Here is a 15,172-nt window from a genome sequence, read left to right on the forward strand (position 1 = left end):
TTTCTTATTTGCAATAAAAATCGCCAAGTTACATGGCGATTTTTAAGGTCAGATTAGTTAAATTTTCCATTCCACAAAGTTCTTTAACAGCTGTAAACCAGCGGTATGACTTTTTTCAGGATGGAATTGCGTTGCAAACAAATTGTCTTTATGAATCGCCGTACAGAAATTCACGCCATAATCACAAGTAGCTGCAGTGACTGCTGAATCTTTTGGCTCGACATAATAGCTGTGCACAAAGTAGAAGCGCGCATCTTGCTCAATGTTGTTCCACATCGGATGACTTGGATCAAGTTGATGTACTTGGTTCCAGCCCATATGCGGGACTTTTAAATTTGGGATTTCAGGAAAGTGTTTCACAACACCATCGAAAATACCCAATGCAGCTACACCACCATTTTCTTCCGAACTTTGCAGTAGGGCTTGCATTCCGACACAAATCGCCAGCACAGGTTTGTTGAATGCAGCTTGACGCACCACTTCATCAATTCCAGCTTCATGCATGCCTTGCATACAGTCACGCATAGCACCGACACCAGGGAAGACGATTTTATCCGCTTTGGCAATCAGTTTTGGATCGTTGGTGACATCAACTGTTGCACCGACATGCTCTAAGGCTTTTGCCGCAGAGTGTAGATTGCCCATGCCATAATCAAGTAAAGCAATACGGGTCATTACAAACTACCTTTAGTCGAAGCGATGGTGTTTTCTGCGCGTGGATCAATTTCACATGCCATACGCAATGCACGTGCTAAAGCTTTAAACACACTTTCGATTTGATGGTGGCTATTTTTGCCTTTCAGGTTATCAATATGCAATGTCATCAGTGCATGATTGACAAAACCTTGGAAAAATTCTGAAAATAAATCGACATCAAAGCTTCCAACTCGGGCACGTGTATATGGGATATCCATAAACAAGCCTGGACGACCAGATAGATCAACCACAACACGAGACAGTGCTTCATCTAATGGCGCATAAAAATGCCCATAACGACGTAAGCCCTTTTTATCGCCTAAAGCTTGCGCAAAGGCTTGCCCCAAGGTGATTCCACAGTCTTCGACGGTGTGATGGTCATCAATTTCTAGGTCGCCATCGCAATGAATGTCGATATCAAATAGACCATGACGCTTGATTTGATCAATCATATGGTCTAAAAATGGAACTCCAGTGTTGAGTGTGCCTTGACCAGTACCATCGAGATTGAGACGAACTCGAATTTTTGTTTCGTTGGTATTTCTTACCACTTCACTGATACGTTGCGTCATGGACACGTTCCTCAAAAAACGTCAAAAATGATTGAATTAAAAACCAATAGTTTCGCTGTGACGAAAAAGTGACAGCATCATAGTTTGCTCAGGAGGGTTAATCAATGCCTATTACCGTACATGCTTACAGTTCTCTGGATAATCTAGGAATTCGTACTCAGCTAGAGCGACTTTACGATACCAGCCCAGAGTTTGGCGATGGGCAAGATGCAATGGAACAACTTGAACAAAATCTCCAGCAATATACCACAGTTTACACTGCTGAATTTAACACCAAAATTATAGGTGCAATATGGGCAACAGGACAAGGTGAAAGCCGTGTTTTGGAATATATTGTGGTACATCCAGCCAATCGTGGGCGTGGGGTTGCAGAACGCTTGGTTGAAGAGGTGTGCCGTATGGAGGAAGAGCAAGGAGTTAAACAGTTTGAACCGGGTTGTGGGGCAATCCATCGCTGTTTATCACATATTGGCAAAATCTAAGCCTTAGTTTGCTACTTTGGAGCAAAATTAAGCGTTTAGGATAAAAATCCACAAATTTGCTTGACGGGCTTAGGCAAACATTGTTTAATACGCCCACTTTGGCGTGATAGCTCAGTAGGTAGAGCAACGGATTGAAAATCCGTGTGTCCCCAGTTCGATCCTGGGTCTCGCCACCATAAATTTGTATTTTCAATCCCTGATCCCATCAGGGATTTTTTTTGCCTCAAAAATGATTGCGTGAAAAATGTGCATTCAAATCAAAAGCTCATGATAATTATTGACTATTGGTCTGAGATACGGCTTAATACACCCCATTGGCGTGATAGCTCAGTAGGTAGAGCAACGGATTGAAAATCCGTGTGTCCCCAGTTCGATCCTGGGTCTCGCCACCATATTCAAAAAGCCTCAAACGAAAGTTTGGGGCTTTTTTTATTGTTTGTTCAAATAATTTGATTCACCTCCGCACTTTAAGCTAAGATTTGTGCGTTTGCACTTAGATGTAAATCATTAAATATAAAGTCAAAAAATAAGACTTTTAAATATATTAAATTATTAATAGAACGATAAGGTTTTTACGATGTTAAATAACATAAAATTAGGTTTTGCCTCATTATTTTGTATTTTACTTAGTGCTTGCGGAGGTGGAGGAGATGGGAATATCCGTACGGATTCCTCTTATTCTAAAACGATTATTAAAAATGGTGTGACCTATACCTGTAAATCAGAGTCAGCTGCAAATGCATGCGAAAATAATAATAACTGCTCTGCGTGTGAATCATCGAATACCCCAACAACTGTAATTACGGCTCAGTGTGCACTCGGTAGCAATAATGTTGTAAAAGTAACGGCAGATGGCTGTATTGCGAAGGTCGGTGTCAATATTTTTACCAATGTGTGTCAAGGAACAACAACACTGAGAATGCTAACAGGAACTGGTTTTACTCAACAAAAAGTGTTGAGTGAAGGTGGGGCATTTACAACCAAGAATGGTAGTTTAGAGATTAATGGGACTTTGCTCAGCTGTAATTAAATCCTTAAGCCTATGGGCTAGATAAGATTAAAGGTGGCTTTGTCACCTTTATTTTTTGGAAGAAGATATTGTGGAAAAGTGGCTTTATTTACTTTTTTTAATGCTTGGGTTTGGATTAGGGTATTTGACTGCTGATTATAAGCAGGCGGTGTTACCCTCTATTGCACCAGAAATAACAAAAACAGCAAAACCTGATGCAACCACAATAAATCATCCACAAGATGTGGCGATTTTGACGTCGCAAGGACTTGCTGCAAGAAATGAGCATTTAAATACTCTCTCTGAGCAGCAACATCAGCAGATTGCTAAAATCATTGAAATGGCATCCGAGCAACAGGTGGGTGATTATTTGAAAAAGGCTTTTCCTAGACAAGATTTTTCAATGATTCAGAATAAGAAAGTATTTGCTCAACGTGCTTTAGAGGAGTTGAGCTCAAAAAATGATGAGCAAGCATTATCTGGCAGACTAGTACTCGCCTTAACACCAGTAATGCCACAGCTTTCAGAAGATCTTCGTCAAGTACATCAGTTTCAAGAGGTCTTTGCTCATTTTGATACGATGGGACAATCGCCTGCAGATGAGCAAATCTTTATTCGTTGGCTAAATCGAGATACAGGGGAAGTGTTGTTGTTTACACCGCGTCGAGTCACTCAAAATGTTACTCGAAACTGGGTCAGTATGACACCACCGAATGGATGGCAAGTGGGAACATATGATGTCAAAGTCTATCAGATGAGTGATCAGCTTACACCGATTGCACAAGCCAGCTATCGCATCGTACAAGTTCTATAAGATCGAACTTTTACTGAACAATTTCCAGTTGGAAATTTTGTTATGTTGAAGAGAGATCAAGATTTTAAGAATAGACGACTATGAAAGACTTATTTTCTGAGCAAAGTGAACTTTATCAACAGGCACGGCCAACTTATCCACAAACGTTAGTAAATTGCTTAATGAAGCAGCTCAATGGCTTTGAGCGTGCATGGGATTGTGGAGCAGGTTCAGGGCAGTTGACCCAGCTAATAGCTCCTTATTTTCGAACTGTAATTGCCACCGACCTCAGTCAAAATCAACTAGATCAGGCCTCAGCACTCCCTAATGTGCAGTATTTACAACAAGCCGCAGAGCAGACTTCATTTGCCGATCGGTCTTTTGATTTAATTACCGTTGCACAAGCGATCCACTGGTTTGATTTTGAAAAATTCTATGCAGAAGTTAAGCGAACTCTGAAAGCAGACGGTCTTTTTGCAGTGATTGGTTATGGTTTAATTCGGTTAGATGATATAGATTTAAATCAGCGAATCGATCAGCTCTATCATCATACTTTAAAGGGCTTTTGGGATGTAGAGCGACGTTATATTGATGAGCACTATCAAACGATCCCATTTCCTTTTGAGGAAATTGCCATGCCGCAGTTGCAGATCGTGTTACGCTGGACAGGGGCACAATTGTGGGATTATTTAAACACTTGGTCAGCAGTAAAGCATTATCAAGATCAGTTGCATGTCAGCCCTTTGGAGAGCTTACAAGACATTTTACAGATACAGCAGCCGATTGGGATTAGCTTTCCAATTTTGCTGAGAGTTGGGCACTTAGCTGCATCAAAGTAGGAAAATAAAAAAAGCATGTCGGAACATGCTTTTTTTATTGAGATGAGAGCTGAGCGTTAAGCAGACTTCGCCACAGCTACAGGCGCTAACATATGACCTGTTTCTTCAAAATTGGCATGCCAAGACAAGGCTTCACGAAGAATATGCGGGGTATGGCCGCCACGTTCGCAAGCGCGATCAAAGTAATCATTGAGTGCGCCTTGATAAAGTGGATGCACGCAGTTGTCGATAATCACGCGTGCACGCTCACGTGGTGCTAAGCCACGAAGATCAGCTAAACCAACTTCTGTTACCAAGATATCAACGTCATGTTCATTGTGATCGACATGGCTGACCATTGGTACGATTGATGAGATATCACCACCTTTGGCAATCGATTTGGTCACGAAAATCGCAAGGTGTGCGTTACGGGCAAAGTCACCTGAACCACCGATACCATTCATCATTTTGGTGCCGCAAACGTGAGTTGAGTTCACGTTACCGTAAATATCAAACTCAAGTGCTGTATTAATACCGATAATCCCTAAACGACGTACGAGTTCAGGATGGTTTGAAATTTCTTGAGGGCGAAGTACTAATTTGTCTTTGTAGTGTTCAAGATTACCGAAAACGCGCTCGCCACATTGTGCTGATAGGGTGATTGAGCTACCAGAAGCAAACTTCATTTTGCCTGCATCAATCAGTTCAAACGTACAGTCTTGAAGAACTTCTGAATACATGACCAAGTCTTCAAAATTCGAATCTTTAAGTCCTGTTAAAACAGCATTGGCAATTGAACCAATACCTGCCTGTAATGGGCCTAAGTTTTTCGCTAAACGACCTTCTGCGACTTCGTTTTCAAAGAATCTAATCAGGTGGTTTGCGATACCTTGAGTTTCAGCATCAGGTGGAGTCACAGTTGATGGTGAATCTGCTGTGTCATTGAATACGATACCCACGATTTTCGCTGGATCGATTGGAATCGCTGTTGAACCAATACGGTCATCCACTTGTGTTAAAGGCAATGGCGTACGGGTAGGGCGATAGGTCGGGATATAAATATCGTGTAGGCCTTCGAAATTTTCGCTGAGCGAAGTATTGATTTCAACAATTACTTTTTCTGCAAAAATAGCAAAGCTGGCTGAATTCCCGACAGAGGTAGTTGGAACGATATGACCATCTTCGGTAATGGCAACTGCTTCGATCACCGCAACATCAGGGCGTTTCAGTTGCTGGTTACGCATCTGTTCAACGGTTTCAGACAAATGTTGATCGATGAACATCACTTCGCCGTTATTAATAGCACGACGTAAGGTGTTGTCGACTTGGAATGGCATGCGACGTGCAAGAACTCCTGCTTCCGTCAATTGTTTGTCTAAGTCATTGCCGAGACTCGCGCCTGTAATTAATGTGATTTTTAACGGATTTTTTTTGGCTTGTTCAACCAATGCTTGTGGTACTGCTTTCGCTTCACCAGCACGGGTAAAACCGCTCATACCAACCGTCATATCATTTTTAATAAACTGAGCTGCCTGCTCTGCACTCATCACTTTGTCATGCAGTGCTGCAAGACGAATACGACTTAAAGACATCATCCATTCTCAATATTGCTTTTCATTGGATAAGGATTCTATCGCTAAAACATGAAAAGTGGATTGAAATAAGGCTAAGGTCTAATACAGGTGAGTATGCTTTATTCACTTGCCATGCAATAGGCTATTTTCTGTGTGATATTTGCTTGAATTCGTGCAGAAAAAACAATTGAGTCTTGGATTGTTGTTCATGCTTTGAGGCTATTCAACCAAGAAAAGTCTTCAATCTAGTGGTATTTTGATTGAAGACTTTAGTCGAAGAAATAGGGAGCATTGGTCGCTTAAGTACGGTTTTTAAAAATGCCCCGTCAAAGTTTGTTTAATTTTATCGATGGTATTATTTTGCGGTTCTTCGTCTGGTACTGAGTTAATCGGAAGAGAAATCACTACTTCCAGACCGCCTTGTTCACGATTACGAATGTTGATCTGTCCTTGATGAATATCGACAATACGTTTCACGATCGCTAAGCCCAAACCACTACCTTGAATTGTTCGTGCGGAATTACCGCGAACAAAAGGCTGCATTAATTCTTCCACTTGATCTGGTGGAATACCTTCACCATGATCGGCAACTGTAATTAAAATGTGATCATCAACATGGCTGGCAGAGAGTTCAATCGGCTCTGCACCATAACGTTTAGCATTATTCACCAAATTGGCAATCAGTCGCTTTAATGACAGGCTACGGGCAGGAATAATTGGTAGTTCCTGTGCCTGAAAACGAATATCCAGTGGTTTGAATTGCACCACCACTTCTTGCAATAAAGTATTGAGGTTGGTGTTTGTTAACTCTTCATCCGAGCCATCACGCATATAGGAAATGAATTGATTTAGAATCGCATCCATATCATCTACATCATAAATCAAGCCTTCACGGAAAAACTCATCAGGCAGCATTTCTGCGGTGAGGCGAATACGTGTCAGTGGTGTACGTAAATCATGGGAAATACCCGCCAGCATAATTTGGCGATCACGTTCCGTCTGCTCAAGTGTGTATACCATATGGTTAAAGGCTTGGTTCACCTGACGGATTTCGAGTGGACCATGATTGGTATCGAGATAGGGTGCTTTACCTGTCTTACTATAATTATTGGCAGCATTCTGTAATCGACGTAGCGGTCGATTCATTTGTCGTACCAAAATCAAAATAATAATCGATGACAGGATTGGAACCCCAAACAACCAAGTAGCAATCAACTCGACACTGTAGTTGGTATAGGTTTTGAGTGGCTCTCTAACCCAGTTCCCGTTCATTTCTGGGGTTTGGATCCAGATGCGGGGGATCGGTTTAAATTTAAAATAAACTGTAACGTTTTCTACACCGAGCTCTTTCGCTAGTTTAGATTCGATTTGATTGGTAAACAGTTCCGCCAAGAATTTGTCTTCGACTTTGGGAAACTCTCTCGGATCAGTCACATACTCAATGCCAATACGGTTTTTTAGCCATGTATCGACATCTACTTCGCTATCGCGATGTAGAATTCGAATATCTGGATTATTGACGAGCTCCAATTCAATCGCGAGATAACGGGCATGTTGTTGTAGTTCGGGAAGATAGAGTGTTCGCCAAAAGAACCACAAGGACATAAACAGGCTGAAAAAGACCATGAACAAAACCAAGATGGTGGTGCGCATGGCCGCGGAACGGGGTTTAATTTTATCTAAAAACCGTTCCCATTGGGTGCGTGGCCTTTCGGAATAAGCTGCGAAGTCAGTAAATTCTTGTGGATCAATTGGTTCAAGTTTCAACGTTTTATTTCCTAAGCTTATTCAGCACCATCTGGAACAAAAACGTAGCCTACACCCCATACGGTTTGGATATAACGTGCACGAGCAGGGTTATCTTCAATTAAACGACGTAGACGAGAGACTTGGACATCAATCGAACGCTCCATTGCACCCCATTCACGACCACGTGCCAAATTCATCAGCTTGTCACGAGTAAGTGGTTCACGTGGATGTTGAACCAATGCTTTTAGAACTGCAAACTCGCCCGTTGTGAGCGTTACGACTTGACCTTCACGAGTTAAGGTACGAGTCGATAGATCCAAAGACCATGGGCCAAAGCTGACCACTTCAACTTGTTGACTTGGTGCACCAGGAACTTCACGTACTTGACGACGTAATACTGCGCGGATACGTGCCAGTAATTCATTCGGGTTAAATGGTTTTGGTAAATAATCATCTGCGCCTGCCTCAAGACCCGCAATACGGTCAGAGTCACTACCACGTGCAGTCAGCATAATAATAGGAGTATCAATATTTGACTGGCGTAAGCGACGGCAAATACTCAAGCCATCTTCCACGGGAAGCATAAAATCAAGCACGATAAGAGAGAATAGTTCACGTTGTAGTAAACGATCCATTTGTGTTGCGTCATGAGCCGTTTTTACCACAAAACCTTTGTCTTCGAGGAAGCGTTGTAAAAGCGTACGCAAGCGCACATCGTCATCGACCACTAAAATGCGTTCGACCCGATCTGTCTCATGGTGTACAGTTTCCGTCGATTCAGCAGGTACAACTAAACTCATGATGTGCTCCTTTATCGTTTATTGTCATCGTCTTTATACAATGCAAAGAAGTATACGATTCATTGCACAGTTTTGGCTATGTTATAAAGCAACAAATATTGCCAATAAAATCAAGAGATAGATACCAAATATATACAGGCAAAATTATGACAATCAATCTATTTTTCAATATTTAGGCGAAAAAATCTTGGTATTTTATAAACATTCTATGATTTGCATAATCTACTGGCACAATATTCAAAAAAACAATGGTGGATTTTATAGCCATGGACTTTATAATCAGTGCTTTTAGACTTAACCCTTGTGGAATCAATCACGATGACTGACTTAGTTCAGCAGTTGGCAAATGAACTTGCCGTACGTCCAAACCAAGTAGAAGCTGCTATTCGTTTAATTGATGAAGGTGCTAGCGTTCCTTTTATTGCACGTTACCGTAAAGAAGTCACGCAAGGCTTAGACGATACGCAATTACGTCAACTCGATACACGTTTAACTTACTTACGTGATTTATTTGAGCGTCGTGAGAAGGTGATCCAATCTTTACAAGAACAAGATAAATTAAGCGATGATTTATTAGCGCGCGTCAATGCAGCAGAAACTAAGAATGCATTAGAAGAAATTTACGCACCGTATCGTCCAAAACGGACCAGTAAATCATTTAAAGCAAAAGAAGTAGGCCTTGGCGCTATTGCTGAAAAAATTATTGCAGAACAGGTTGATCCAACTGAAGCATTGGCTGGTTTTAGTCATGAAGACTACCCAGATGTAGAAAGCCAGCTTGATGCTATTCAGCACATCTTGATTGATGACTGGGCACAAAATATTGCATTAACCACTGAATTAAAACAAACTTTTGCTAAAACTGCAGTGTTAAAAAGTGCGGTTGCTTCTGAAGAGAAGAAAGAAGTTGGTAAAAAATTCCGTGATTATTTCGAATTTTCTGAAAACTTTAATAAAGTTCCTTCACATCGTTTATTGGCGATGCTACGTGGTCGTCAAGAAAATGTATTGGGTTTGAAAGTTGATGGTGAAGATGATGCGCCATTGGCTCGTATTGAGACTGAATACAATCTTGAACAAGTTCAGCCGCAAACGCGTCAAGATTATTTAAAGCAAACGGCTAAACTGTTTTGGTTAGGCAAGATTCGTCCACAAATCGAACATTCATTATTAACCGATAAACGTTTGGCTGCTGAAGCTGAAGCAATGGATGTATTTGCTGAAAACCTACGTCATTTATTACTTTCTGCACCTGCTGGTGGTCGTACGACTTTGGGTGTTGACCCTGGTATCCGTACCGGTGTGAAGCTTGCAGTGGTGAGTAATGCAGGTGATGTACTTGCGCATAGCACCATTTATCCATTTGCACCGAAAGAAGATAAAGAGGGTTCTATTACGGAACTTGCTCGTTTATGTCGAGAGTTCCACGTGGAACTTATTGCGATTGGTAATGGTACTGCAAGCCGTGAAACGGAAGCAGTTGTTGCGGAAATGATGGCTGCCAATACTGATCTGCAACTGACACGTATCACTGTAAGTGAAGCGGGCGCTTCTGTTTACTCTGCAAGTGAATTGGCTTCACAAGAGTTACCTGAACTAGATGTTTCAATTCGTGGTGCGGTTTCAATTGCACGCCGTTTACAAGATCCGTTGGCTGAGTTGGTAAAAATTGACCCTAAATCGATTGGTGTAGGTCAATATCAACATGATGTGAATCAAACTGGTTTGGCAAAAACATTAGATGCCGTGGTTGAAGACTGTGTGAATGCTGTGGGTGTGGATGTGAATACCGCTTCTCCAGCGATTCTGGCTTATATTGCTGGTCTAAATAAAGCAATTGCACAACAAATCGTTGAATACCGTAAAGAAAATGGTCGTTTTGATAACCGTCAAGCTTTGAAAAAAGTGCCACGTTTGGGCGAACGTACCTTTGAACAATCTGCTGGTTTCTTACGTGTTCAAGATGGTTCTGAACCATTAGATGCGTCTGCAGTTCACCCTGAAAGTTATGGGTTGGTGGAAAGAATTGTTGCTGCAAAAGCAACAACGGTAAAAGACATTATCGGCAACACTGAAATCATTCGCCAAGTCAAAGCGGATGAATTTGTAGATGACAAATTTGGTTTACCGACTATTCAGGACGTTTTAGCTGAATTGGAAAAACCAGGTCGTGATCCACGTCCTGAGTTCCGTACTGCGAAATTCCGTGAAGATATTACTGAAGTTGCGCAATTGACTGAAGGTATGCAACTTGAAGGTGTGGTCACCAATGTGACTAACTTCGGTGCCTTCGTGGATGTGGGTGTACACCAAGATGGTTTAGTGCATATTTCTGAACTTGCCAATGAATTTGTTTCTGATCCACATAAAGTGGTGAAACCAGGTCAAATTGTGCAAGTGCGTGTGATGCAAGTGGACGTGGAACGTAATCGCGTGAACTTGAGTATGCGTGCTGAAGGTTCTGCACCAGCGAAAGCACCACGCCAGCAACGTCCACAGCAAGATCGTACTGAACGTTCAGAACGTAAACCACAAGGCCAACGTCCGCCGCGTAAAGAGGGCGACTTTAAGCGTCCGCAAAATAACAAGCCAAAAACTGAAAAACCACAAGAGCAAAAAATTGGTGGTTTAGGTGCTTTGTTATTACAAGCAGGGATTAAAGGCTCTAAGTAATTGATCCAATAAATAAAAGCTTCTTCGGAGGCTTTTATTTTGAGCGTATTATTTTGTTATATAAAAACGATCCTTTTTGATAGTTTTTTATTTATTCTCTATTTCGTATTTTATGGACTGAAGTTGTCGTTCTCGTAATTCAAGTTGAATAACACGCTTTTCACTAGATGCTGTTTTTAATGTTTGAATATCGAGAAGAATTTCATCAAGTAGCTGTTGATAATGTTTCTGATCAAGTATTTGAGAAGCGAATAGAATCCCTTCGGTTTTGATTTGATAGTTTAGACTAATTTTTCTTAATAGATTTACCGCAAAAGGAGGGCATAACAGCACATCTAATAAAAGCTGGATCGTTTTGAGCCAAGACAACTGTAAGATTTTTCTTTTTATCATTACAAAAAAAATTGAAAATAGATTTAAGCCATAGATCATCATAAGCGTAATCGAAATTGCTAAATAACCTGCTTTATATATCAGTAAAAGTGGCAGAATTCCGAGAGTAAGTAAGAAAATTAGAAGATTAATAATTTGTAGCGGTTTCAAGGTTAAACTAATTTTTCTGATATGTTCAATCTCATTTTGATCAATTGCTGAATGAATATTTTTGAACCTCCATGCACATTTATAGAGAAGTTGGTGTGACAAAAGCAAGTTCGGAATAACTAAATATTGACGAGAGAAATTGAATTTTCGTGAAATTAATTGAGATTTAAAAGAAGCTTTTAAACCTTTTTGAATGTTGAACTCATTATAAAAATAGAGATGAGTCGAGTCATAAATATAGAACCCGACTATTCCTATTACGATCAGTATTTCTAAAGGCAAATGCATTTATGATTTGTTTTTATTAAATAGAGAGCGTAACCATCCAGCTACTGCAATTGCACCCACTGCAATAAATTTCCATGCAGCTGCAAAGAAGGCCACAATAGCAGCCCAAAAGCCTTTTTTTGTTGCTACAACTGCAGCACCACCTGCAATCAATGCGGCTAGACCATATTCAGCGACTTTATCACCTTCACGATATTCTGCGTATTTTTCGCCAAAGTTGTAGTCAAAGCCCTTTAAACTAGTTTTAAAGGCATTAATGTTCTGAGTTAAATTTTCTTCATCAGAAACCAAGGTTGCACTTGTCACACCCGTGCGACCTAGGATACGAATGGTGTAATTAATCGCTTCGTTATTATCTTGATCACGAATTTTGAGTGCCCATTCCAAACGTTTAGTCTGATTATCATAATGCGGTGGTACTGCCCAGCCGATCGTATAAATTTTTGGATAACCTAAGCGACTACGTTCTTCATTTGATGGCTCATCAGAATCCTTGATTTGTTTTAATAAGGCATCGGCATCGATTTTCTCATCATCCTTAACATAACCTGATGGATCAAAATCAAATGTGGCCCACCATGAATCATCAGGTGCAACTAAAATGTTTGTACTACCAGTGGTTAAATTACCCGTTAACTCAAGAAATTGATCTGCATTCTTTGGATCTAGAAAACCTTCATCTTTGAGTGTATTTAAAGTTGCAACATTGGCAACGTTTTCTTTTTTCGGTCCTAAGTGCCAATCTAATTTGGCCATTGGATTTTCTGCAGTATTTTGAGTTGTGGCGTTATTTACTGCAGTTTCTTCTGTAGATGCCGATGCGTGTACATAACTTGGAATTGTTGTTGTCCCTAATACTGAAAGACTCAAGGCGATGGCATAACTTAAAGGGATTAGTTTTTTAGGGTGTAGGGGATTTAACATATGCTTCTCTCAATTTTTTAGCTTTTGGTTTTATTACAATTTATTGCATAAATTATGTGCGGATTTTAAGATATTTTAAGTAAGAATTAAATCTATTTAATAGATTCTCTTTTTTAAGTTTTATTGAATTTGAATTATATAAAATAGATTTCTTTTTTAATTCATCGTATTGAATTAGAAAATAGAGATTTATCAATCAGTTTTGTTTCTCTACTTAGATCTATCTTTATTTTGAACAAACAGCAATTTTGTTCTATAAATCTATCTAAATCGCGTTAACCTGACACAATGCAAACAATTCAAAGGAGGTCTTGATGTCGCGAAGACCTCGTGAACAAGTCGATTACTTACATCTAGAAGAACTAGGTGGTCTGGAAATGCTGAAAGCAAGTTACTATCAGCAGGAATTCTCACGGCATGTTCATGAAGGATTTTGTATTGGTGTAATTGAGGAAGGAGCACAGCGGTTCTATCGTACAGGTGGTAATCATGTTGCGCCACAGGGCGATATTATTCTGGTCAATGCCGATGAAGTGCACACTGGTTCTTCGGCAGTAGAGACAGGATGGCGTTATCGAGCCATCTATCCAACGCCTGAAGTGTTTTATGAACTGACACGAGACCTCACAACCATACATGGCACAGCACCGTGGTTTAGAGAAGCGGTACTGCATGATGAAGGTCTAGCCCAACAATTTCGTCTCTTATTCGATTTATTAGAGCAGCCCAATAATACTTTACTGAAACAAACTCTATTTTTATCAACAATTGCTTGGCTCGTGTCCAAATACAGTCAAGTCAGGCCACAGGCAACGGATTTAAGCAGTGCCAAACAGCGAATCCTCAATATCAAAGATTTTATGGCAAGTATGCCCGAGCAAGAGTTTTCCTTAGCAGAACTTGCTGACATGGCCAATCTCAGCCAATGGCATTTCTTACGTCAATTTAAAAAGCATGTCGGTTTGTCACCACATGCATGGTTGGTACAGGCTCGGTTGCAAAAATCACAAAAATTGTTAAGGCAAGGGCTAAATTTATCTGAGGTTTCACAGCAGTGTGGTTTTTCGGATCAGAGTCATTTTAGTCGTCATTTTCGCCAAACTTTTGGGATTACGCCGGGCGGCTATATCGCCTATCTAAAATAAAAACAGCAATTTTATACAATTCTCTCTTATCAAATTTTGGCATAGTCATAAGGTCTTTTATGAGCAATTGTGATTTTGATGTTAAGTGACAGCATAACCGATGATAGGCCAATAACGATATCTCGGGCATTTCTAAATGGGGTGATTAAAATACTGCCGCTGTGTTTTGCAGTATTGCCTTGGGGGCTATTGGCAGGCTCTATGGCGATTCAGGCAGGGCTGAGTACTGGACAAGCAATCGGAATGTCGGCTTTGGTCTTTGCAGGTGCAGCGCAGTTGATGACCTTAGGTTTAGTAATGGCTGGAACGCCTGCATTTACCATCATCATTTCAGTATTTCTGATTACCACACAGCATTATCTATATGCACTGTATCTGCGTGAAGACATTTCTAAACAACCTTTAAAACATCGCTTGCTATTGGGCTTTTTGCTGACTGATGAATTATTTGCGGTGAGTATTAAAAAGCAACAACACTATATTTATTATTTATTGGGTGCAGGAAGCTGTTTTTATCTGTGCTGGGTCTTATTTAGTATTTGTGGGGTGCTGCTTGCTGCATCAGTGCCGAATCTTGATCAATATCACTTGGACTTTTCGATTGTTGCGACTTTTATCGCCATTGTGATTCCGTTTATTAAAAACATAAATACTTTGGTCGGGGTAATAGTGTCCGTATTGTTAACATTGGTTTTTCTGAGTCTAGGCATTAAAAGTGCAGCCATCTTGGCAGGTGTAATTGGCATGTTGACCGCGACTTGTTTACAGAATCTACGGGAGCGTGCCGCATGAGTTGGTTTCTTTTGGTCATTCTAGCTTTGGTGGTGTTTATGAATCGCTATATTTTGCTAGAACCCAATATTCCGTTGCGATTACCGAAATGGTTTCAACAATCTTTACAGTATTCCGCACCGTGTTTATTGACTGCGATCGCAACGCCGATTGTGTTTATGGATGAACATGGCGCATTTCGTTCGACTTTATTAAATCCGTATTTTTTGGCCACGATTTTAACCGTCATCATTGCGTATAAGGTGAAACATACCTTGTTGACCATTATCCTGAGTTTGACCTGTTTCTATGCCTTGGTGTTTTTCTTGCCTTAG

15 protein-coding genes and 2 tRNA genes are annotated in these 15,172 nt (G+C 40.5%); 10 read left to right on the forward strand and 7 right to left on the reverse strand.

What is annotated here, in order from left to right:
• Positions 1-57 precede the first annotated feature (57 nt).
• Together hisH and hisB are read right to left on the reverse strand one after the other, a co-directional pair.
• Positions 58-675 carry an imidazole glycerol phosphate synthase subunit HisH gene (gene hisH / locus F3J02_RS08400; protein WP_167248567.1) on the reverse strand — a complete coding sequence of 206 codons (618 nt, stop codon included), beginning with the start codon at positions 673-675 and terminating at the stop codon, positions 58-60.
• Positions 675-1,268 carry an imidazoleglycerol-phosphate dehydratase HisB gene (gene hisB / locus F3J02_RS08405; RefSeq protein WP_167248568.1) on the reverse strand — a complete coding sequence of 198 codons (594 nt, stop codon included), beginning with the start codon at positions 1,266-1,268 and terminating at the stop codon, positions 675-677. Before hisB ends, hisH begins: the two co-directional genes overlap by 1 nt.
• 104 nt (positions 1,269-1,372) lie before the next feature.
• On the opposite strand from hisB, the gene F3J02_RS08410 reads away from it, so the two are divergent.
• The 6 genes from F3J02_RS08410 to F3J02_RS08435 all read left to right on the forward strand — a co-directional run bounded on the left by F3J02_RS08410 (position 1,373) and on the right by F3J02_RS08435 (position 4,391).
• Positions 1,373-1,750: a GNAT family N-acetyltransferase gene (locus F3J02_RS08410; protein ID WP_005147436.1), complete on the forward strand. Its 378-nt coding sequence runs from the start codon at positions 1,373-1,375 to the stop codon at positions 1,748-1,750.
• Positions 1,751-1,850: 100 nt separating this feature from the next.
• Positions 1,851-1,926 (forward strand) — tRNA-Phe (locus F3J02_RS08415).
• A gap of 140 nt (positions 1,927-2,066) precedes the next feature.
• Positions 2,067-2,142 (forward strand) — tRNA-Phe (locus tag F3J02_RS08420).
• Between the two features lie 185 nt (positions 2,143-2,327).
• Entirely contained in the window at positions 2,328-2,780 is a 453-nt protein-coding gene (locus tag F3J02_RS08425) for a hypothetical protein (RefSeq protein WP_167248569.1), read from the forward strand.
• A 124-nt stretch (positions 2,781-2,904) separates the two neighbouring features.
• A complete protein-coding gene (locus F3J02_RS08430; protein ID WP_228284343.1) occupies positions 2,905-3,573 on the forward strand; it encodes a hypothetical protein in 669 nt (222 codons plus the stop codon).
• A gap of 80 nt (positions 3,574-3,653) precedes the next feature.
• The gene (locus F3J02_RS08435; RefSeq protein ID WP_167248571.1) at positions 3,654-4,391 is read left to right on the forward strand and encodes a class I SAM-dependent methyltransferase; all 738 of its coding nucleotides are present in this window, start codon (positions 3,654-3,656) and stop codon (positions 4,389-4,391) included.
• A gap of 56 nt (positions 4,392-4,447) precedes the next feature.
• Here F3J02_RS08435 and F3J02_RS08440 read toward each other — a convergent pair whose 3' ends face one another.
• The 3 genes from F3J02_RS08440 to ompR all read right to left on the reverse strand — a co-directional run bounded on the left by F3J02_RS08440 (position 4,448) and on the right by ompR (position 8,493).
• Entirely contained in the window at positions 4,448-5,962 is a 1,515-nt protein-coding gene (locus F3J02_RS08440; protein WP_167248572.1) for an acetyl-CoA hydrolase/transferase family protein, read from the reverse strand.
• 294 nt (positions 5,963-6,256) lie between these two features.
• A complete protein-coding gene (locus F3J02_RS08445) occupies positions 6,257-7,711 on the reverse strand; it encodes an ATP-binding protein (RefSeq protein ID WP_167248573.1) in 1,455 nt (484 codons plus the stop codon).
• Between the two features lie 17 nt (positions 7,712-7,728).
• Positions 7,729-8,493 (reverse strand): two-component system response regulator OmpR, encoded by a 765-nt coding sequence (gene ompR, locus F3J02_RS08450; RefSeq protein ID WP_004657337.1) that lies wholly within the window; start codon positions 8,491-8,493, stop codon positions 7,729-7,731.
• A gap of 318 nt (positions 8,494-8,811) precedes the next feature.
• Between ompR and F3J02_RS08455 the strand changes: the two genes are divergently transcribed.
• Positions 8,812-11,166: a Tex family protein gene (locus F3J02_RS08455; RefSeq protein WP_167248574.1), complete on the forward strand. Its 2,355-nt coding sequence runs from the start codon at positions 8,812-8,814 to the stop codon at positions 11,164-11,166.
• Positions 11,167-11,253: 87 nt separating this feature from the next.
• On the opposite strand, the gene F3J02_RS08460 is transcribed toward F3J02_RS08455, so the two are convergent.
• The gene (locus tag F3J02_RS08460; RefSeq protein ID WP_167248575.1) at positions 11,254-11,997 is read right to left on the reverse strand and encodes a hypothetical protein; all 744 of its coding nucleotides are present in this window, start codon (positions 11,995-11,997) and stop codon (positions 11,254-11,256) included.
• A complete protein-coding gene (locus F3J02_RS08465; protein WP_167248576.1) occupies positions 11,998-12,921 on the reverse strand; it encodes a DUF2167 domain-containing protein in 924 nt (307 codons plus the stop codon).
• A gap of 314 nt (positions 12,922-13,235) precedes the next feature.
• On the opposite strand from F3J02_RS08465, the gene F3J02_RS08470 reads away from it, so the two are divergent.
• The 3 genes from F3J02_RS08470 (at position 13,236) to F3J02_RS08480 (ending at position 15,172) form a co-directional block, all read left to right on the forward strand.
• A complete protein-coding gene (locus F3J02_RS08470; RefSeq protein WP_167248577.1) occupies positions 13,236-14,066 on the forward strand; it encodes an AraC family transcriptional regulator in 831 nt (276 codons plus the stop codon).
• A 78-nt stretch (positions 14,067-14,144) separates the two neighbouring features.
• On the forward strand, positions 14,145-14,858 hold the full coding sequence (locus F3J02_RS08475) for an AzlC family ABC transporter permease (RefSeq protein ID WP_167248806.1): 714 nt from the start codon (positions 14,145-14,147) through the stop codon (positions 14,856-14,858).
• Positions 14,855-15,172, forward strand: coding sequence for an AzlD domain-containing protein (locus F3J02_RS08480; RefSeq protein ID WP_167248578.1), 318 nt, complete (start codon positions 14,855-14,857; stop codon positions 15,170-15,172). The genes F3J02_RS08475 and F3J02_RS08480 overlap by 4 nt, the downstream gene beginning before the upstream one ends.

This window comes from Acinetobacter sp. Tr-809, assembly GCF_011753255.1.
GTDB lineage: Bacteria > Pseudomonadota > Gammaproteobacteria > Pseudomonadales > Moraxellaceae > Acinetobacter.